This window comes from Mesorhizobium sp. M4B.F.Ca.ET.089.01.1.1 (assembly GCF_004022605.1).
GTDB lineage: Bacteria > Pseudomonadota > Alphaproteobacteria > Rhizobiales > Rhizobiaceae > Mesorhizobium > Mesorhizobium abyssinicae.
In genome coordinates this window covers 1-380 of sequence record NZ_RZOS01001615.1, presented here as the reverse complement: position 1 = coordinate 380, position 380 = coordinate 1, and the positions used below count along the sequence as shown (strand labels likewise).

1 protein-coding gene is annotated in these 380 nt (G+C 58.2%); it reads right to left on the bottom strand.

Annotation, left to right across the window (positions count from 1 at the left end; all coding sequences use genetic code 11):
- On the bottom strand, positions 1-297 hold a 297-nt coding region (locus EN780_RS38490; protein WP_133373059.1), incomplete at its 3' end, for a TadE/TadG family type IV pilus assembly protein.
- Positions 298-380 lie beyond the last annotated feature (83 nt).

Here is a 380-nt window from a genome sequence, read left to right as displayed (position 1 = left end):
TGGATTGCCTGAGCCCGCCGCGTTGCCGAAGACGGCGATGTTGGTTGCGATGTTGGCGCAATCGATCGCCGCCAGCCCGGCCTTGGTGTACAATTGACTGTTGCACCGCGCGGCAAAACGTGCCGCATCTGATAGGCCGGCTTCCATCAGAAGCTTCTTATGGATCAAATTGCCGAACTCGAACACACCTGCCGACAATAAAAGCATCAGCGGTGCGATCAGCGCCATTTCGACGAGAGCCGTGCCCTGCTGCTCGCGTCGAAATCGGTGGAGATGTTGGGACAGCCCTTTTATCATCGGCGTCACCGGTAGAGTTGGGCTTCGTCGCGAAGAAAATTGTCAAGCGTACCCTGGCCGGCACCGCCGGTTACGTCGACAAG